Below are 18570 nucleotides of genomic sequence, written 5' to 3' on the forward strand. Positions count from 1 at the left end.
GGAGCAGGCCGGAATCAGCCTTTGACACCGCTGGAGGCGATGCTGTTGATGAAGGAGCGCTGGAACGCGATGAACAGGATGACCACGGGCACCGTGATCAGGGACGCGTAGGCCATCACCTCGCCCCAGGAGACGTTGAGCTGGAAGAAGTACTGGATGCCGATCATCACCGGGCGCAGTTCCTCGGACTGGACCACCATGAGCGGCCAGAGGTAGGAATTCCAGGCTGGCAGGAACGTCAGGATGGCCACGGTGGCGGTGGCGGGGCCGGCGAGCGGCATGACCACCTGGCGGTAGATCTTGAACCAGCCGGCGCCGTCGATCCTGGCGGCCTCGTCCAGTTCCTTCGGGATGGACTCGAAGTACTGGTGGTACAGGTAGATGGAGAACGCGTTGGCGATGAACGGGATGATCTGGACCTGGTACGTGTCCAGCCAGCCCTTCGAGATCTCCAGGCTGAACCCGTTGAGCTCGAAGTACGGCAGCTGGTTCACCCACCACACCAAGGGCAGGGCCAGCGTCTGGAACGGCACAATCAGCGTGGCGAGGATGGCCGTGAAGACCACGCGCTTGCCGCGCACCTCCATGCGGGACAGAGCGAAGGCGCACAGGCTGTTGATGAAGATGCCGAGCACCACGGTCACCGCGGAAACCCCGATGGAGTTGATCAGGAAGCGGGCTGCCGGGACACGGTCGAACACCGCGGTGTAGTTGTCCAGCGAGATGTTGCCGATCGGCAGGAACGCGGCGACGGAGGACATGTCACCGAAGATCTGCTGGTCCGGCTTGAGCGAGGACACCAGCATGAACACGATCGGGAAGGCGGCGACGGCGGCGAACACGATGCGCACGAGCATGGCGCCGAACGAGCTGAGGCGGAGTGCGTTTTTCACGTCAGTCCTTCTCTCGGGTCAGGTAGCGCTGCACCGCTGAGATGAGCAGCACGAGGACAAAGAAAACAAGCGATATGGCCGAGGCGTACGCAGTTTCCTGCTGCTTGAAGCCGGAGCGGACAGCCTCGTAGATGATGGTGGTGGTGGAGTCGAGCGGACCGCCCTGGGTCATCACGCTGACCTGGTCGAAGAGTCCCAGCGCCTGGATGGTGATGGTCACCAGCACCAGGCTCCGGGTGTGCTTGAGGCCCGGCCAGGTCACGTAGCGGAACTGGTGCCAGCGGCTGGCGCCGTCCAGCTGGGCGGCCTCGTACAGTTCACCGGAGATGCTCTGCAACCCGGCGAGCCAGATGATCATGTGGAAGCCGGCTGCCTGCCAGATGGACAGCGCGATGATGGCCGGCATGGCCGTGGCTGGGTCGTTGAGCCAATCGGCGCCCTGGATGAGACCGAAGCTGAAGGTGGACAGCAGCTCGTTGATCAGGCCGTCCTTGCGGTACATGAACAGCCACAGCAGGGAGACCACCACCATGGACGTGACCACGGGCAGGAAGTAGACGGTGCGGAAGAAATTCACGCCGCGGAACTTCTTGTTGATGAGCAGCGCCATTGCCAGTGCCAGGGCCGACTGGACCGGCACCACCACGACGGCGAAGTAGCTGACATTCAGGAGTGCCCGCCAGAACGTGGGATCGGCGAAGAGCCGGGCGAAGTTGTCCGTGCCGACGAACTCCACGGGCCGCGGCGAGATCAGCCGTGCATTGGTGAACGCCAGGCCGAAGCCGAGGATCGCGGGGAGGAACACGAAAGCGAGGAGCAGGACGGCGGCCGGCGCGATCATGCCCCAGCCGCTGAGCTGTTCGCGCAGGTAGCCGGCACGCCGGCGGCGCGGGGCGGCGGAGGGTGCCGGGGCGCCGGGTGGGGTGGCGCCGGGACGGGGCCGGGAGGGAAGCTGGGTGGTTGTCATGGGAGTCTCCGTTGACAGTCAGTGCCGGGGGTACGACGACGGCGGCAGTTGCCGGCCGCCGTCGTCGGACCGTTGGGCGGCTGGCTAGCTCTTGTAGCCGCCATTGGACTTGATGTTGGCGTCAATCGCCTTGACCGCCTTGTCCAGCACGGTCTTGGGGTCGGCACCGGCCAGGATGTCCTGGACCGCCTTGCCGTACTCGGTGGCGATGAACGGGTAGGCGGGCGTTTCCGGCCGCATGACCGCGTAGTTGCGCGAGAATTCCATGAAGACCCGGTTGGCGCCGTCCTCGGCGAAGGCCGGCAGCAGCGCCGCGGCCTCGTCGGTGGCGGGGATCGTTCCAGTGGCCTTCGCCACGGCGGCCAGGTTTTCCGGCTTCAGTGAGTAGGAGAGGTAGTCCATGGCGGCGTCGGAGTTCTTGCAGTCGCTGGTCACGCCCCACTGCCAGGAGGCGCCACCGATCTTGGGGCCGTTGCCGAGGTCCACCGTGGGCATGACCACGAGGTCCTTGCCGAGCGCTGCCCGGGCTTTGTCGGCCGCCCAAGAGCCGGTGTACAGGAGGCCGCTCTTGTTGTTCAGGAAGTCCTGGGTAGAGTCCTTGCCGCTCTTTTTGGCCATGAAGCCCTGGTCGGCCAGGCCGCGGAACCACTCGGCCCATGCAACGGCCTTGTCCCCGTTGAGGGTTCCGTCCGCCGACTGGAAGCCGTCGCGGTTGATCAGGTCGGCGCCGAAGGACTGCAGGAACGGCGAGTAGCCGTAGGGCAGCCACTCCCCCGAGCCGGCCGTGCCCATGTCCAGGGGGTACTGCCACTTGCCCAGTGCCTTGAGCTTGGTCAGCGCATCCTGGAACTCCTCCTTGGTCCACGGCTTCTCGATGGTGGCCACGCGCACGCCGGCCGCCTTGAGGTCCGAGGCCCTGGCGAGCATGGCGAGGGCAACGTCGTAGTGGCCCACTGCGTAGGTTTCACCCTCCCACTTGGCCACGGTGCTGGGCAGGTTCTTGGAAAGGTCGGCCGAGAGCTTCAGCGGGGTCAGGTACTTGGCCCACGCCCAGTTGGGCACGTTGGGGCCGTCGATGTCCACGATGCACGGCAGCTTTCCGGCCGCTGCGGCGGAGACCACGGAGTCGTTGTAGGAGTCCTGCGGGAACGCCTGCACCTTGATCTGGGCCTTGGCGGCGCCGCTCTTGTTGTAGGAATCCACAACAGATTTGATGGCCGCCAGTTCCTCCGGGTTGCCTGCGTTGTGGGTCCACATGGTGATTTCGTTGGTGGCGTCGGAGGTGGCGGATGCGCTGCCCTTGCCGCAGGCGCCGAGGCTGCCCACGAGTGCCGCCGCGGCTATGCTGGTGGCCAGGATCCGTGTGAATCGCTTGTTCATAATGGTCCAGTCTTTCTGCTGATTTTGCGCGTGGATGATTGGCCCGGGGTCCTAAGGGGCGCGGCCGGTGCAACGGCCGCGTCCCTTCTTATAGGGACACCGGGAGGTGTAACGGTGGTGGTTGATGCTGCTGCTACTGCTGCTCAGCTAGGCCGGAGGCGGCCCTACTGATCCCCGTTCGATGAGGGGGCAGGCGAGCTGTGCCTGCTCAGCCGGAGCGCCCGGATGGTCGATGTCATCGAGGATTCGGTTGACTGCCCAGCGGCCCATCTCGTAGTGCGGGAGGGCCACGGTGGTCAGCCCCGGCCACAGTGCGTCAGCGATGAGCTCGAGGTTGTCGATGCCCACGATGGAGACGTCCTCCGGGATGCGGAGCCCCAAAGCCGTTGCCGCCTGGTAGGCGCCCATGGCCACCCGGTCGCTGAAGCAGAACAGTGCGGTTGGCCGTCCCGGCTGGCTGAGGAGATTCAGCGCGGCCTCACGGCCGCCGGCGGTCTCGGGCACAACGATGACCAGGTGTCGCGGGTCATGCTCTATTCCGTGGCGCCGGAGCGCGTTGCGGAAGCCATCGAGGCGGCCGTGGGTCGCCGGGATGTCGTCCACGTTGTTGATCATGCCGATCCGCGTGTGACCGGCCCGGATGAGGGCCTCAACCGCGGTTTCAGCCGCGTTGACCTCGTCCGGGACGACGGACGAGACGGCAGAATCATCAGTGACGGCGTCCAGCAGCACCGTGAGCATGCCGGCCAGTTCCTGCGGGAGCTGTACGCCCTGGTGGTACAGCCTGGCGTACACCACGCCGTCCACCTGGTGCTGTTGAAGCATGCTGATTTCGCGGTGTTCGAGCTCGCTGTCCAGGCCGGAGTTGACCACCATCATCACGTAGCCGCGCTCATAGGCGGCGTCCTGTGCACCGCGGATCATTGCCCCTGCGAAAGGAGTTGTGGTGATCTCGTCACTGACCAGGCCGAGGATCTGGGAGCGCTGGTTGCGCAGTCCGCTGGCCAGCCGGTTCGGCGCGTAGCCAAGGTTCCTGGCGACAGCCCGTACGTGCTGCTGGGTTGCGGCTTTGACCCGGGAGCTGGTGGCGTCGTTAAGGGCGTGCGAAACAGTGGTCACTGAGACCCCGGCGGCTCTGGCCACCTCTCGTATCCCTACTCGCGTCGTCATCGACTTCCTTTGCAAAACGTTTTGGTTCTGACGTGAATTACGATACACAAAACGTTTTGCATGTGTCAAGCGTCACCCTGGATGTGCGGGTGTTCGGGGTTTCGACAGGCTCCACCAGCGGGACATGGGTCCGGCCCGGCGCTGCCCCTCTGGGCGGCGCCGGGCCGGAGTTCTCAATGTATTACCGTCCTGTGGTGAAGCTCCAGGACAGTCCGCTCAGCGGGTTCCCACCGGCATCCTTGATGCTCGTGGAAATCGTGGCCGTGTACCTCGTGTTGGCCGCCAACGTCACGTTCGGGTTCAGCGTCGCCACCCGGGTCGTGGCGTTGTAGCTGACGGCGTAGCTTACGAGCGCCCCCGTGGCGGCATTCCGGAGGGCAAAGGTTCCGTTGCCCACGCCCGTGACGCTTTCACTGATCGTCGCCGTGACATTGGCCGTGCGGCTGACCGCCGTCGCGTTCACTGCGGGCGACTTTGCGGTCACGATCGGGCGGGGGCCGGTCGTGAAGGCCCAGGAGTTCGCAGCGATCGGGTTGCCGGCGATGTCCCTGATGCCTGCAGTCAGGGTTGCAGTGTGCTTCCGGTCGGCGGCGAGCGTTGCGTTGGGGTTCAGCGTGGCCACCCGGGTGGTGGCGTTCCAGGTGACGGGAGCCGCGATCACTGCCCCTGCGGAGTTCTTCAGGGTGAAGGACGCTGTTCCCAGGCCGGCGATAGGCTCGCTGAAGGTTGCCGTGACGTTGGCCGTCTGGCCTACCATCAGCGAGTTCACGGCCGGAGCCTTGGCAGTGACCACCGGCGCAGTTGTGTCGACCGTGATCGAGAGTGAGCCTGTCCCCATGGTTTCGATACCAGCCGGGCCCACCTCGCCGGCCGTCACGGTGTGCCGGCCGTTGGCCAGGGCCCTGCTGGACGTGATCGAGTAGCTGCCGTTCGCGGCTACCGGTGCGCTTCCACTGGCGATGCCGTCAACGTAGAGGTTCACGGTGGTGGCGTCCGGCAGTGCGACGGCTCCGGTGAAGGTTGGAGCGGCGATGCGCGTGATGTTGTCCGTCGTGGAACTGCCCGTGTCAGCGGCGGCGGTCAGGTCCGGAACCGTCGGACCCTTGGCAAGCGGGGCGGTGCAGTCCGGCGCGGCCGGGCCGCCGGCGGCGCCGTACTCGAAAATCGTGACTTCGGTAAGGAGGTCCGGGTTGCGTCCCAGCCACATCCCCCGGCTCTCGGAGGTGGGCGATACAGCCCGGTCTGCATCGGACAGGCCGTCGGCGCCCGCGCCGGTAAGGCCGGTCCACGTCGCCGTCCACGTGGTGAGGCCGGGCCCGTCGTAGGTGATGACGCCGTCATCCCCCGCGCCGGGGGCGCTGGCACGAAGCGTGCGTCGCCCGTTGAGGGCGAACGCCTGGTTGGGGGCCACAACTCTCGCTTCCAACTGGTCCGCGGGAAGCTGCCCGCCACCGGATGCAACTGCCGTTCCCTTCATCACGACCGTTCCGGCGTTGACCTTCGTGGCGGGCTGCGTGACCGTGACGTTCCCTGTGAACGTCTGCTCGCCGACGTCGGGTGCCGTCAGTACGCGGATCACGTCGCCCGGGCGGATGTCCGGGGTGACGCCTTCCCAGCACCCGCCGCCGTCATGGTTGACTTCCACTATGCCCCCCACCGGAACCAGGTTGGAGGCGGTGCCGATCACTGCGCCGCCTCGAAGCACCTGAATGGTGGGGCGGTCGCCGTCTGCGTATCCTTCGGCGGAGACCATGTCCCGCTGGGGGAAAACAGTGACAACGTGTGGATCGGCCACCGGGTCATTGATGACGGCGAAGGCCGGAACAGCGGTGGGTATGGCCAGCGCGGCCAGCGCACCCGCCGTGATGACAACCGCCAGGCGCGGATGATTTCTTGCTGATTTCATGGAAAAGCTCCCCTCAAAGGCCCCAGACTTCACCCGAGCTGAGACCCAGCGAGGGTGATCCACACCGGCCTACGGGCTGGTGTGGATGCCAGTATCTGGATGCGACCTTAGGAAAACCTTCGACGCCGCCCGGCCGGACCCCGCATGCGGGGTCCCGCGCGGACGACGCCGGCATGGCAGCTATGCGTTGATCAGGTCCTCGTCCAGCTCCTCGAACTCCACGGCGGCCACGATTTCCTTGGTCTCGGGGTTCAGCATGAACGCCTCCTCGTCGTCCTCGATCATGACGAAGTCGCCGTGGTCGGTGCTGAAGTGCCAGGCCAGGACCGTCTCCCCGTTGTGCTCGTAATTGGGGTCGCCCATGGTGATCTTCTGCAGCGCATAGCCGGCGATGTCGCAGAGTTCGCGGATGATCACCTCGAATTCCGGGGCGTTTTCCAGGGCCTCTTCTTCGGCTTCGGCGCGCCGTTCTTCGAGGTCAGGGATCTGGGCGACGCGCTTGGCGATGTGGGCGGTGAGCTCGTCCTCGTTCAGGATCAGCAGGCCCTCCTGCGCCCGGAGCCAGGCCGCATTGAGGGCGATGAGGTCCTCGGTTTCGAGCAGCGCCTCGAATTCGGCGTCGAGGTCTTCCATGGCCTGCACTGCCTCGGGGAGCTCTTCGTCGGCGTCGCCGTCGGAGTCGCCGTCAAGGTAGATCTCCTCTTCCTCCTCGGAGAGGGCATCGAAGGCCTCCACAGTGCGATCGAAGAGCTCCAGGTGGGCGGCGGCGCCCATCCCTTCGAAGCCTTCGCGGATGTAGGTGTCCAGCTCCTCGCGCTCCGGTGCGGTGAAGACGTACTGCGCGAAGCCGCCGCCCAGCGACTGGGCGAGGTAGAAGTCGACGAAGTAGCTGCGCAGGGCGTTGGGGGCGATTTCCTCGGAGTTGAGCAGCTCCTGGTACATGGTGTTCACCACGGTCACGTTGGCGTCAACAACCTCCTCGTTGCCGGCGTTGGCGCCGTCGACGGTCAGGACGACTGGATACTCGCTGGAAGTCATGGGGAATTCCTAACTGCTGAAAAGCCGGTGGTGCTCAGGACCCTTTCAACGTACGCGCCGCCCCTCGCCAGCAGGTTGAGGGGCAGGTGAACGTCAGGCGAAGTTTCAGGGCCCCTGCCGGCTGACTAAGATGGATCAGATAACCTGCAGATTTTTGACCTGCTGAAAGTAGCGCGCACCATGCCATCCCAACCGGACGAGAGTGCGGCACTGGCAATCCAGACCCCCGCGATCAACGACCGCTCCCTCGCGGCCGGGCTGGCCTATGCCATGGGCAGCCGCGTCTCCGGGATTTCCTTCGATGCCGCCACGGGCCTGATGCTGGGCAAGGTGCGCGGCGGCTCCGATGCGCCGTATTCGACGACGGCCAAACTGGTCCGGAAAGCGGGCGGCTGGAGCTGCACCGTGGGCGTGTGCAGCTGCCCGGTCCGCAAGGACTGCAAGCACGTGGCAGCGCTGCTGTTCGCCGCCGAGGACAACCCTGCGATCCGGGTGAAGCTGCTGGCCCCGTCCGAGGTGTCCCGGCTGTCCCGCGAGCCCCTGCGGCCCGAACTCGCGGACTGGGAGCAGGCGCTGAGCCCGCTGATTTCGCAGCCCGGCATCACTCCGTCCACGGGCGGCATCCCGCTGGCGCTGCAGTTCGAAGTGGAAGAACCGGCCCCGCACTTTTCCTATACCGGCCGCAGGGACCCCCTCCGCAGTGTCCGCCAGCTCAAGGCCCGGCCCGTCATCATGGGCGCCAAGGGCAAGTGGATTCGCGGCGACGTCTCCTGGAACACGCTGAGCTACCTGAACTTCCGCCGCGAGTGCAACGAAGCCCATGTGGAGTGGATGCAGTCCTTCCTCGCCGCGCACACCGCCGCCGCAAACCGGGTGCATTCGTCCACAGCGCTGTGGCTGGGGATGAACACGTTCGCCGGCAAGAACCTGTGGAGCCTGCTGGACGAGGCCCGGAAAATCGGCGTCGCCTTGGTCCACAGCCGGGGGCAGGAGCCGGTCCGGGTCGCGGAGGATCCTGCCGCCGTCGGCCTTAGTTTGAGCCGCTTCGGCAGCACCACGCCCGACGGCGGTGGGCTTGAGCTCGCGCCCACCATCACCGTTGAAGGGGCTGAAGTGGATCCGGCGGCGGTGGGCACCATCGGACGCCCGGCGCACGGCATCTTCCTCACCTCCGGCGGGGATGCGCTGCCGGGTGTCGCAGCCGACACCGTGATCACTCTCGCGCCGCTGGAAAGCGGGCTTAGCGAGGAGCTCCTGACGTTCGTGACCGCGGGCAGCACTCTGCACATCCCGGCGCGGGACGAAAGCCGGTTCCTCACCGGCTTCTATCCCAAGCTCAAACAGTCGGCCCGCGTCACCGCGGCGGACGAATCGGTGGAGCTGCCTACCCTGGCCGTGCCCAAGCTGTCGCTGCTGGCCAACTATGGAGCGGACCACCGCGTCCGGCTGCACTGGGAATGGCACTACACGTCCGGGAACCTCGTCACCGCGCAGCCCCTCTGGCGCCACCCGGGCGATCACGGCTACCGCGACGATCCCGCCGAGGCCCGGATCCTGGAAGCGGTGGGCCAGCCGTGGGACGTGGTGCCGAAGCTCGGCGAATCGGCCACCGGCGGCTGGGGCACGCCGCGCCTCGCGGCCACGTCCGAACTCAGCGGCCTGGACACCCTTGCCTTCACGGAGGAGGTCCTCCCCCGCCTGCGGGACACCCCCGGCGTCGAGGTGGACACCTCCGGCGACATTGCGGACTACCGCGAGGCCGAAGAGGCTCCCGTCGTGGCGATTTCGACCAAGGCGACCGACCAGCGGGACTGGTTCGACCTCGGCATCGTAATCACCCTGGAAGGCCAGCCGGTGTCCTTCGCGGCGCTGTTCTCCGCCCTGGCTGCGGGCCAGACGCGCATGCTGCTGCCCAGCGGCGCATACTTCTCGCTCGACCTCCCTGAACTGCACCAGCTGAGGGCCCTGATCGACGAGGCGCGCGAACTGCAGGACAACAAGGACGCACCGCTGCAGATCAGCCGTTTTCAGGCGGGCTTGTGGGACGAGCTGGCGCAGCTCGGAATCGTGGATGAGCAGGCGGCCGCCTGGCGCGACGCCGTGGGCGGGCTGCTTGAGGGCGGCGTGAAGGGCCTGCCGCTGCCGGCCACCCTGAACGCGGAACTGCGGCCGTACCAGCTGGAGGGCTACAACTGGCTGAGCTTCCTGTACCGGCACGGGCTCGGCGGCGTGCTCGCGGACGACATGGGCCTGGGCAAGACCGTGCAGGCGCTGGCCCTGATGTGTGCCGCCAAGGAGCACTCCCCGGATGGCGCACCGTCTGTTGATGGGGCTTCGGCGGACGGCAAAACGGCTCCCGACGGCGGCGCTCCCTTCCTGGTGGTGGCCCCCACCAGCGTCGTGGGCAACTGGGAGGCGGAAGCCGCCCGCTTCGCCCCGGGCCTGACGGTCCGTGCCGTCGGCGAGACGTTTGCGAAGAGCGGATCCGACCCCGGCGCGGCGATGGCCGGCGCGGACATTGTCATTACGTCCTACGCGTTGTTCCGGATCGACTACGACGCCTATGCCACACAGCGCTGGGCCGGACTGGTCCTGGACGAGGCCCAGTTCGTGAAGAACCACCAGTCCAAGGCCTACCAGTGCGCCCGGAAGCTGCCGGCCGCCTTCAAGCTGGCCATCACGGGAACACCGCTGGAAAACAACCTCATGGAGTTCTGGGCGCTGACGTCGATCGTGGCGCCGGGACTGTTCGCGAGCCCCAAGCGGTTCGCCGAGTATTACCAAAGGCCCGTGGAAAAGAATGGCGACAAGGGGCAGCTGGACAAGCTCCGCCGTCGGGTCCGCCCGCTCATGATGCGCCGCACCAAAGAGCAGGTCATCCACGACCTGCCGCCCAAGCAGGAGCAGATCCTGGAAGTGGTCCTCAACCCGCGGCACCAGAAGGTCTACCAGACGCACCTGCAGCGCGAGCGCCAGAAGATCCTGGGCCTGATCGAGGATGTCAACAAGAACCGTTTCACCATCTTCCAGTCGCTGACGCTGCTTCGGCAGCTGAGCCTGGATACCTCGCTGGTGGACGCGTCCTTAAGCGGGGTCCGCTCCAGCAAGCTGGACGTTCTGTTCGAGCAGCTCGAGGACCTGGTGGCCGAGGGCCACCGTGCGCTGATCTTCAGCCAGTTCACCGGCTTCCTGGGCAAGGTCCGCGAGCGCCTCGTGGAGGAGAAGATCGAATTCTGCTACCTCGACGGCAGCACCCGGAACCGCACCGACGTGGTCAACGAGTTCAAGAACGGCGCGGCGCCGGTGTTCCTGATCAGCCTCAAGGCCGGCGGCTTCGGCCTGAACCTGACCGAGGCCGATTACGTGTTCCTGCTCGATCCGTGGTGGAACCCGGCGTCCGAGGCGCAGGCCGTGGACCGCACGCACAGGATCGGCCAGGCCCGGAACGTCATGGTCTACCGGCTGGTTGCCAAGGACACCATCGAAGAAAAGGTCATGGCCCTGAAGGCCAAGAAGTCCCAGCTCTTCGCGGACGTCATGGAGGGCGACGCGCTCTCCGGCAGCTCATTGACGGCGGAAGATTTGGCTGGGCTCTTCAACGACTGACGGACCCTACGCCGACGCGGGCGCTGTAAGCGACGGGAGCGAGGCCCTAGTGCGGATCCACCGGCCGAGGGCTTTGCCCTTGCCCTTCCACCAGCTGTCCTCGTCACTGTCCGTGCGCCACCGGTAGGTCACGACCACCAGCACGAACATGCCGGCGGTGACGTCCGGCCATGCCGCGCTCGCCGCGTCGATCAGCACGCTGAATGCCGTGAACAGAATGGCCGGCGGCGCGAGGGTCCGGAACACCGTGTTGGCCAGGTAACGGCGGTGCGAACGGGGAACAGAGAGCGCCCGGACCATGTCGAAGCAGGCGCAAACGACCACGAGCGCCTGCCCCAGCGTCAGCAGGATGGAACCCGGCAGCGATCCGGCGAACTGCACGGCCGAGGTGAGCCCCGGGCTCATGGCACGTTCCGTGACGCTCTAGGACCGGGCGCCATGAACCCCTGCCCGGGCACGGCCGGATTTTGTGTAAAGACCATGGTGTTGCCCCCCGCCGATTTGAATCGTTGCCCTGCCAGACCATTCAACGGCCCGCCGTGCGGTGAAGTCACGCGAGGCAGCTACCCGTCTTTCCGGGCCGGAACTACCCGGAACGTTCCGCACTACGCACCCGGCCATCGCGTTCAGCACTGGAATGACCGCGAACGGGTGGCCCTGCCTGCGCATCATGGAGCCTCGCGGTGCCGCTTTCCGCAATCTCCACGCTGCCGCCGTTGCCCACGTGCCGCAGGCGCCAGGCATCCAGGGTGTCGTGCACCGGGTGGTCAAGAAAGTCGACATCGAGTTCCACGGTCACCTGTGAGGCCGGCGGCACCGAGCCCAGCACCTTGCTGAGGCGCGGGAGCGAGAGGAAGCTGCAGGACCCGTCAATGACGACGCGCCAGCGCTGCCCGTCAGGTCCGCCCAGCGGCTCTGCATGGATCCGGGCGCGGACCACGCGCCACAGCACCAGGAACATGGCGAGGCCAAGACCGGTCAGCACCCCCGCCAGGAGGTTGACGAACACCACCGTGAAAAGAGTCAGGGCATACACCGTCATGTCCCCCGTCAGCCGGGCGGTTTGGAAGTCGGCCACCTTCACCAGCCGCGCGCCGATAATGATCAGCAGTCCCGCCAGCACGGCCTGCGGAATCAGCTGGATGAGCCCGGCCAGAAGAAGCGAAAACACCAGGACCCAAATTCCGTGGAGCACGGCGGACTTGCGGGTTCGCGCCCCGGCCTCGAGGTTGGTTGCGCTGCGCACGATCACCCCGGTGATGGGAAGGCCGCCCAGCATGCCGGACGTCACGTTGGCGGCCCCCTGGCCGAGGAGTTCACGGTTGAAGTCCGTTCGTTTGCCGTGATGCATCCTGTCCACGGCGACGGCAGAGAGCAGTGACTCGACGCTGGCCACCAGCGCGATGGTGATAACACCCACGACGACGGCGCCCCACTCCCCTTGCGGAACATGCGGGATGGACAACGCGTCCAGGAGGGAACCGTCGAAGGTGATCCGGTCGACGTCGGAATTGAACGGCAGCGAAAGCGCGGTGCCGGCGATCACTGCCACCAGCGGGCCGGGGACGCGGCGGACGGGCGCCGGCATGTGCTTCCACGCGAGCAGCAGCGCGATGACGACGGCGCCGAGAAACGCCGCCTGCGGGTCGAGGACGGCCACGCTTGCCGGAAGCGACGTGACGTTCTGCCATGCCGCCTCGCCCGCCTCGGCGCCGAGTATCACGTGCAACTGCTGCAGGACGATGATGATGCCGATTCCGGCCAGCATGGCATGGACGACGACGGGCGCGATGGCCAGCGCCACGCGTCCCACCCGGGCCAGGCCCAGGAGCGCCTGCAGGACGCCGGCGGCCACGGTGATGGCACAGGTGGCTGGCCAGCCGAACTGCTCGATCAGTCCGGCGACGATGACCGTCAGGCCCGCGGCGGGGCCGCTGACCTGCAGTGGCGAACCGCCGAGGCTGCCGGCCACGATCCCGCCGACCGCCGCTGCGATCAGGCCGGCCATCACCGGGGCGCCCGACGCCGCAGCGATGCCGAGAGACAGCGGAACGGCAACAAGGAAGACCACGAGGGATGCCGGAAGATCCCAGCGAAGTCCGGATTTCAGGAGTGTCAGGAGCGGGGGCCGGCTGTTCGTCGTGGGGAGGGTGTCGGGGTCCGTGGCGGCTGGGGCGGGCATATCAGTCCTTGGCTCGTTCGAAGGTTCCCGATCCACGCTATTGACGCGCCAAGGATGGCCGCAAGGGTGCCGGCGGTGAGAAGAAACACCGCCCGCAGCCGCAACAAAGCGCTTAACACAGCCAAAAATCCATTCGTTTGCATAAGCCCGCCGCCCTCCCGGACTGTTACGGCCGGGAGGGCGTGCAGCGCCACATCATGCTGACCGGACTGTGGTTCCGCGGGAAGCCCCGGGACAGGATGCGCTCGCGCCGGATGAGCGGAGCGCTGTGGCCGAAATCAGGGGCCGGTTCAAGTCACATGGGAACCGGCAACTGTGTACCCCGGGCCGTGCCGGATGATTCTTTTCGCCGGACGCCGCCTCGCGCTCGTGTTGAGCGGCCGCGGCACCACGTTGGAAGTGACGGCCGGCTACTTCGCGGCGATGGCAAGGAAACGGATGGGCAGGTCCGCCTGACTGGTCAGAGTGCGGCGGTGCGGGCGGAGCGGAGCGCGAGAGTGCGCTGGATTCCCGTGTGATCGAGGGCGCCGTCGCCGCGGTCCACCATCTCACCGAACAGTCGGGTCACGCTGCTGCTAAGTGGAAGCTCAAGACCTCCGGCGGAAGCGGCGTCCAAGATGAACCCGAGGTCTTTGAGCTGGTTCTTTGCGCTGCCGCCTCCGGAGAAGTCATCGCTCAGCCAGCGGTGGCCCTTCTGGCGAAGGACCTCGGAATCAGCAAGTCCGCCGCGTAGCAGCTCAAGCATCACCGACAGGTCCAGGCCCCCGCTGCGGGCCAGGAGCATCGCCTCGGAAACGGCCGTGACGGTGGCAGCCACGACAATCTGGTTGCAGGCCTTGGCCAGGGCGCCCGAGCCGCCGGGGCCCATGTACCGGATGGTACTACCCATGGCGGAAAGGACGGGGCTGATGGACCGCGCAGCCTCCTCGTCGCCTCCCACCATGATGCTGAGCGATCCGTTTTCAGCCCCTACGGTGCCTCCGCTGACGGGCGCGTCAAGGACCCGGACCCCGTGCTCATGGAGCATCTTCTCCCCGAAGGCCGCCACGGCGATCGGGGAAACCGTCCCGTGGACCACCAGGATCGGCTTGGCGGTGCCCTTGGCGGCCCACCCTGCCAGCAACCCGTCAGGACCCGGCAGCAGCGACTCGACCTGGCCGAGGTCCGGCAAGACCGTGAGAACAATGTCGGACGCGGCGTCGGCCGGCGAGGAAGCGGCGAGGGCACCCAGCGCGACCAAGGGCTGCGCCTTGGACGACGTCCGGTTCCAGACGACGAGGCCGTCATGGAACTCCAGCAGCCGGCGTGCCATGGGCTCACCCATGGGCCCCAGTCCCAGAAGCGCGAGCGAGGGTCGGGCGGTTTCCATCATGAAGGTCCTTTGCTTTTGGGGCGCTCCGGCCGCGAGTCGCTTCGCAACGCAGGCCCGGCCGGTGGTTCGCGTAAACAGGTCGTGGAACCGGTTTACTTTTGTACCATGCCGTCGGGTCGGCTGTAAACGAGCTGCGGCTATTTGGACCCAGGCCGCGCGACGCTGGACCGCTCAATGAGCTCGGCCTCAACCCGGATCGTCGTCGGCTTTCCCGATGTCTGTCCGCTCGCGTTGGAGAGGGCAAGCTGCACGGAGTGCCGGGCGAGCAGGTCGATGGGCTGCCGGACAATGGTCAGCGGCGGCGTCATGAGTTCAGTCCAGGGGGAATCCTCGAACACGATCACCGACAGTTCGTCCGGTATTGAAACTCCGGCGTGCGCCAGGCGGCGCAGCACCGTCGTCACCTGAGCGGTGTTAGCCACCACGAGGGCCGTGGGGGGATGCTCCAGGCTCAGCAACGCCGTGACTGCATCCCCGCCGGCCGCCCCGCGGAACGCCGCCGACCGGATGAGGAGGTCATCCTGGTCCAGGCCTGCCGCCTCAAGGGCTTGACGGTGGCCCGCAATCCGGTCGCGCCCGGTGGTGGACGAGGCCGGCCCCGAGATGATTCCGATGCGGCGGTGACCGTGCGCGGCCAACAGGGCGGTAGCGGCCCGTGCCGACTCCGTGTTGTTGATGCTTACGACGTCGACCTCCGGCAGCGAGGGGATCGAACGGTCCACGAAGACCACATCGGCGCCCATGTCCTGGAGCTTTTTCCAGATTTCCAGGTTGTTCCCGGTCGGAGTCGCGATGATCCCGCTGACCCGGCGCTCGATGAGCGTGGACAGGCGCTCCGACTCCAGCCGGTCATCCTCCTGCGTGGTCATGAGCAGCACCTGGATTCCACGGGCATGCGCTTCCTGCACCACATGGTCGGCCAGCCGGGCAAAAAACGGGTTGGAGACATCGGCGAGCAGGAGGCCTAGGGTGGTGGCGGGCCCGTGCTTCAGCTCCCGGGCGGCAGTCCGCGGGTGGTATCCGAGGGTCTGCATCACATCGTTCACCCGGCCGCGCGTCGCTGCCGCTACAGGGCCGGAGCCCGGATTGAGGACGCGGGAAACGACCGCGACGGACACCCCTGCCGCATGGGCAACGTCACGGATCGTCGGTTGCTTTTGCACGCTTACTCCTCGTTCTGCTTAGCGTCCCCGAGACATCTGGGAACTTTTTCAGCCTAGGGTATTGACCTCACCCCAAGCCCTATGACATAAAAGTGTAACCGGTTCCACTCTGTTTACCCAGACCCGATCCCCAGGCCGTCGCGGCACATTCTCGAAGGAGAGAGCGCCCAGGCCGGGTTCGGGAACGGTGGGCCCCCAAGCACACGGCTTGCAACGGCAACGCCGTCGGTTCGCATCCAATCCGGGACAGCGCCGTATCCACGAAAGGTAGCCATGAATCTGCACAAACTCCTGACCCAACGCGAGGCCGAAGGCAATCCCATCCGGGTGGGGCTCATCGGCGCCGGCCGGTTCGGCACCATGTACCTGGCGCAGGCCCGCAACATCCCCGGGATCCATGTCGTAGCTATTGCCGACATCAACGCAGAACGGGCCAAGGGCGCGCTCAAGCTTGTCGACTGGCCTGAGGAAGCCTTCGTTGAAGACATCGAGACGGCTATCTCCACGCGAGCCACCACCGTCGTGACCGACGCGTCCGTACTGTTCGACGCTGACCTTGACGTCATCGTCGAGGCCACCGGCAACCCCATCGTCGGGATCAACCACGCACTCCGCGCCATCGAGACCGGCAAACACATCATCATGGTGACCGTTGAGGCAGATGCCCTCGCCGGACCGGCGCTGGCCAAGCGCGCCCAGGAAGCCGGCCTTGTGTACTCACTGGCCTACGGTGACCAGCCGGCCCTGATCTGGGAGCTGGTGGACTGGGCACGGACCTCGGGCTTCGACGTCGTCTGTGCCGGCAAGGGCGCCAAGTACCTCTCGCACTACCACCAGATGAACCCGGACAACGTTTGGGAGAACTGGGAATTCTCGAAGGAACTGACGGACTCCGGCCAGCTCAACCCCTACATGCACACCTCCTTCCGTGACGGCACCAAAGCCGCCATCGAGATGGCGGCCGTTGCCAACGCTGCGGGCCTGCGCCCATCCGATGAAGGACTGACCTTCACCCCCGGCGACGTGGAAGAGATCGCCACGATCTGCCGTCCCGCCGCTGACGGCGGCGTGCTCGCCAACGCCGGAAGCGTCGACGTCATGTCCAGCGTGACGCGTGAGGGCGACTGGATCCCCCACAACACCCAGGAAGGCGTGTTCGTCGTCGTCAAGGCCACCAATGACTATGTTTCGGGCTGCTTCCAGGAATACCCCTGGCACCCGGACCCCACCGGCCAGTACGCGGCCCTGTACCGCCCCTACCACTACGTCGGGCTGGAGCTCAACGTCTCCATCGCCAACGCCGTACTTCGCGGTGTCGCCACCGGCGCGCCGGAAGGCTTCCACGCCGACGTCGTTGCCTGCGCCAAGAAGGACCTGCGCGCCGGGGAAATTCTCGACGGCGAGGGCGGCTTCACGGTCTGGGGCAAACTGATCTCCGCTGAAAAGTCGGTCCGCGACCGGGCTCTTCCCGTCGCCATGGCCCACCACGTCAAGCTCGTCAACGATGTACCCGAGGGCGGCATCGTCGGCTGGGACGACGTCGAAATCGATACCTCCCTGGAAGAAGCCCTGAAGCTGCGGCGTGAGACGGAGGCCCTCGCACTCGAAGTGGTGCCCGCGCCATGATCGACCGGCGTACATTCCTGGGAGCCGCCGCAGCGAGCATGCTGCTCGCCGGCTGCGGGGCCACCCCGGGCATCGACCCCAACCGGGCGGCGTCGGCCGGCGGCACACTGAAGTTCGGCAGCTGGCAGTGGCTCGAACCGGGCCGCGGCGAGGCCATGTGGCAGGCCATTCAGGCCTACAAGGCAGCGAATCCCTCCGCCAGCCTGGCCCAAAGCACCACACCGTTCCTTTCCTTCGCGGACAAGCTCAACACCGAGCTTGGCGGCAAGGGAGGCCCGGACGTCTTCGTCGTGCAGGACGTCAACTTCTACCCGCTGGCCGCGGCAGGCATCCTGGCCCCGCTCACCTCCGTCATCTCCTCCCACAAGGGCAGGCCGTTCAACCATACGAACAAGTCCGGGCTGGTCAACGGGGTGCAGTACGGGATCACGTGGGAGCGGCTGAACTGGAACTTCTTCTGGAACCGCAACATCCTGGAGAAGGCCAACGTCACCCCGCCCACCAACGTTCCGGAGCTCATCTCGGCTGCAACCCAGATCCGTTCCGCGACGGGCCTGGACGGGTTCGGCGTCCGCCATCAGATGACGGAATTCGATTCCTGGTTCATGGACTTCGATGTATGGACCTACGGGCACGGCGGATCCTGGTCGGACGGCACCCGGCCAACCATCGACTCGGCGGAGAACATTGCCGGCGTCGAGGCATTCGGGGAAATCTACCGCTCGGGCGCCATGCCCATCGGTGACGACGCATCAACGATGCGCACCAAGTTCCGCGAGGGACGGCTCGGCATGATGATCGACGTCTCCTCCACGGTGGCCGGTATCCTGCGGTCCTCCAAGACCCTGAAGTCGGCCGACATCGGTTTTGCCGACCGTATCCCGCTCCCCCAGCCGTCCGCGCACCAGGAGATCGTGCTGGCCGTCAACGGTTACGGCAAGAACAAGAACCTGGCCGTCGATTTTGTCGGCTGGGTGGGGTCGGACGCCGGGCAGGCAGCACTCCGAAAGGCCATGGGCCCGTCCACGCTGGCCACCGACGTCCCCCTGGCACCGGACTACGCCGCGGCCAACCCGTGGGCCAAGGCCTTCATCGACCTGGCTTCGGAGTCGCGCAGCCCCCTCATCAGGGGCTACGAAGCTCAGACCAAGGCCATCATGCGGGAAGTGATGACCCAGGTGGAACGCTACCTGGTGGACGGCGGTGACGCCGCTGCGGCACTCTCCACCGCACAGAAACAAGTAACTCAGCTGCTTGGCTGAGTGGA

13 protein-coding genes are annotated in these 18570 nt (G+C 66.3%); 3 read left to right on the forward strand and 10 right to left on the reverse strand.

Translation table 11 applies throughout. The annotated features are described in order from the left end of the window. Positions 1-14: 14 nt before the first annotated feature. The 6 genes from CXQ90_RS05980 to CXQ90_RS06005 form a co-directional block, all read right to left on the reverse strand. Positions 15-893, reverse strand: a complete 879-nt coding sequence (locus CXQ90_RS05980; protein WP_104137701.1) for a carbohydrate ABC transporter permease — start codon at positions 891-893, stop codon at positions 15-17. 1 nt (position 894) lies between these two features. Beyond that, positions 895-1860: a carbohydrate ABC transporter permease gene (locus CXQ90_RS05985; RefSeq protein WP_104137702.1), complete on the reverse strand. Its 966-nt coding sequence runs from the start codon at positions 1858-1860 to the stop codon at positions 895-897. Between the two features lie 84 nt (positions 1861-1944). Further along, on the reverse strand, positions 1945-3240 hold the full coding sequence (locus CXQ90_RS05990) for an extracellular solute-binding protein (protein WP_104137704.1): 1296 nt from the start codon (positions 3238-3240) through the stop codon (positions 1945-1947). Between the two features lie 147 nt (positions 3241-3387). Next, positions 3388-4410 (reverse strand): LacI family DNA-binding transcriptional regulator, encoded by a 1023-nt coding sequence (locus CXQ90_RS05995; RefSeq protein WP_258064379.1) that lies wholly within the window; start codon positions 4408-4410, stop codon positions 3388-3390. A 181-nt stretch (positions 4411-4591) separates the two neighbouring features. Next, positions 4592-6316, reverse strand: a complete 1725-nt coding sequence (locus tag CXQ90_RS06000; RefSeq protein ID WP_104137707.1) for an Ig-like domain-containing protein — start codon at positions 6314-6316, stop codon at positions 4592-4594. Positions 6317-6496: 180 nt separating this feature from the next. Further along, positions 6497-7354: a hypothetical protein gene (locus tag CXQ90_RS06005; RefSeq protein WP_104137708.1), complete on the reverse strand. Its 858-nt coding sequence runs from the start codon at positions 7352-7354 to the stop codon at positions 6497-6499. Positions 7355-7534: 180 nt separating this feature from the next. On the opposite strand from CXQ90_RS06005, the gene CXQ90_RS06010 reads away from it, so the two are divergent. Beyond that, positions 7535-10960: a DEAD/DEAH box helicase gene (locus CXQ90_RS06010; protein ID WP_104137710.1), complete on the forward strand. Its 3426-nt coding sequence runs from the start codon at positions 7535-7537 to the stop codon at positions 10958-10960. A gap of 6 nt (positions 10961-10966) precedes the next feature. On the opposite strand, the gene CXQ90_RS06015 is transcribed toward CXQ90_RS06010, so the two are convergent. The 4 genes from CXQ90_RS06015 to CXQ90_RS06030 all read right to left on the reverse strand — a co-directional run bounded on the left by CXQ90_RS06015 (position 10967) and on the right by CXQ90_RS06030 (position 15677). After that, positions 10967-11365 carry a hypothetical protein gene (locus CXQ90_RS06015; RefSeq protein ID WP_104137711.1) on the reverse strand — a complete coding sequence of 133 codons (399 nt, stop codon included), beginning with the start codon at positions 11363-11365 and terminating at the stop codon, positions 10967-10969. Positions 11366-11546: 181 nt separating this feature from the next. Then, positions 11547-13142: a SulP family inorganic anion transporter gene (locus tag CXQ90_RS06020; RefSeq protein WP_258064380.1), complete on the reverse strand. Its 1596-nt coding sequence runs from the start codon at positions 13140-13142 to the stop codon at positions 11547-11549. 460 nt (positions 13143-13602) lie between these two features. Beyond that, positions 13603-14514: an NAD(P)-dependent oxidoreductase gene (locus CXQ90_RS06025; RefSeq protein ID WP_104137713.1), complete on the reverse strand. Its 912-nt coding sequence runs from the start codon at positions 14512-14514 to the stop codon at positions 13603-13605. Between the two features lie 137 nt (positions 14515-14651). Continuing rightward, positions 14652-15677, reverse strand: a complete 1026-nt coding sequence (locus tag CXQ90_RS06030) for a LacI family DNA-binding transcriptional regulator (protein WP_104137714.1) — start codon at positions 15675-15677, stop codon at positions 14652-14654. Positions 15678-15950: 273 nt separating this feature from the next. Between CXQ90_RS06030 and CXQ90_RS06035 the strand changes: the two genes are divergently transcribed. Further along, complete coding sequence (locus tag CXQ90_RS06035; RefSeq protein ID WP_104137716.1) at positions 15951-17303, forward strand: NAD(P)H-dependent oxidoreductase; 1353 nt, start codon at positions 15951-15953, stop codon at positions 17301-17303. After that, entirely contained in the window at positions 17300-18565 is a 1266-nt protein-coding gene (locus CXQ90_RS06040; RefSeq protein ID WP_104137717.1) for an ABC transporter substrate-binding protein, read from the forward strand. The genes CXQ90_RS06035 and CXQ90_RS06040 overlap by 4 nt, the downstream gene beginning before the upstream one ends. The last annotated feature ends 5 nt before the right edge of the window (positions 18566-18570 follow it).

The sequence above is a fragment of the Arthrobacter sp. ZGTC131 genome (genome assembly GCF_002929275.1).
Taxonomy (GTDB): domain Bacteria; phylum Actinomycetota; class Actinomycetes; order Actinomycetales; family Micrococcaceae; genus Arthrobacter.

Excerpts from the sequence above, each read along its gene's own strand:
- CXQ90_RS06035 (WP_104137716.1), top strand. The coding sequence starts at position 15,951 with ATGAATCTGCACAAACTCCTGACCCAACGCGAGGCCGAAGGCAATCCC.
- CXQ90_RS06000 (WP_104137707.1), bottom strand. The coding sequence starts at position 6,316 with ATGAAATCAGCAAGAAATCATCCGCGCCTGGCGGTTGTCATCACGGCG.
- CXQ90_RS06005 (WP_104137708.1), bottom strand. The coding sequence starts at position 7,354 with ATGACTTCCAGCGAGTATCCAGTCGTCCTGACCGTCGACGGCGCCAAC.
- CXQ90_RS06040 (WP_104137717.1), top strand. The coding sequence starts at position 17,300 with ATGATCGACCGGCGTACATTCCTGGGAGCCGCCGCAGCGAGCATGCTG.
- CXQ90_RS05990 (WP_104137704.1), bottom strand. The coding sequence starts at position 3,240 with ATGAACAAGCGATTCACACGGATCCTGGCCACCAGCATAGCCGCGGCG.
- CXQ90_RS06025 (WP_104137713.1), bottom strand. The coding sequence starts at position 14,514 with ATGATGGAAACCGCCCGACCCTCGCTCGCGCTTCTGGGACTGGGGCCC.
- CXQ90_RS05995 (WP_258064379.1), bottom strand. The coding sequence starts at position 4,410 with ATGACGACGCGAGTAGGGATACGAGAGGTGGCCAGAGCCGCCGGGGTC.
- CXQ90_RS06010 (WP_104137710.1), top strand. The coding sequence starts at position 7,535 with ATGCCATCCCAACCGGACGAGAGTGCGGCACTGGCAATCCAGACCCCC.
- CXQ90_RS06015 (WP_104137711.1), bottom strand. The coding sequence starts at position 11,365 with ATGAGCCCGGGGCTCACCTCGGCCGTGCAGTTCGCCGGATCGCTGCCG.
- CXQ90_RS06020 (WP_258064380.1), bottom strand. The coding sequence starts at position 13,142 with ATGCCCGCCCCAGCCGCCACGGACCCCGACACCCTCCCCACGACGAAC.
- CXQ90_RS05985 (WP_104137702.1), bottom strand. The coding sequence starts at position 1,860 with ATGACAACCACCCAGCTTCCCTCCCGGCCCCGTCCCGGCGCCACCCCA.